This is a genomic window from Streptococcus suis (assembly GCF_002960625.1).
GTDB classification, from domain to species: domain Bacteria; phylum Bacillota; class Bacilli; order Lactobacillales; family Streptococcaceae; genus Streptococcus; species Streptococcus suis_T.
Window position 1 is genome coordinate 1 of record NZ_POJH01000006.1, and the last position, 528, is coordinate 528.

Below are 528 nucleotides of genomic sequence, written 5' to 3' on the forward strand. Positions count from 1 at the left end.
TCCCTCTTTACTTGTCAATTCCTCTTTGACTAAGTTCTTGAAATAGTTCCACGTAGGATTATACTGAATTTGTTTGAGGTTTCCTTTCTCTGTCCGTGCTAACTGGTCTAACTCTTCACTAGCTTGTACAGGATCAGCTTCGTAAATCTTAATATCTTTCTCAAACCCATTCTGCTCCGTTCTTCGTGAATAATTCTTAAACGAGTAGACAACCCCATCTGGTTTTATCCACTGGTCAGAATCTTCTAAGTAAGTCCAGTTTTCAGGATTGGCATCACTCTTCTTATAGCTTTTCTTCTGCTCTTTCTGATATGTTCCGTAGGGAATTAGAGGTGTTTTCTCCAGGTCATCAACGATAAAGCTATAATTTTCTTCACTTCCATAACCTGCATCTGCGACAATGTGTTGAAAGAGTTCTAGGGTTTGGATGGATTGAAGAAAAGGCTTGAGTGTACGAGTGTCAGTTGGATTCGGAAACAGTCCGTAAGCTAAGGCAAACTGGCTGTTTGTGCCAAGTTGGAGGTTGTA

1 protein-coding gene is annotated in these 528 nt (G+C 40.3%); it reads right to left on the reverse strand.

The window, feature by feature from the left end:
- A partial coding sequence (locus C1G49_RS00020) for a transposase (protein ID WP_153048209.1) occupies nucleotides 1-528 on the reverse strand: 528 nt, incomplete at both ends.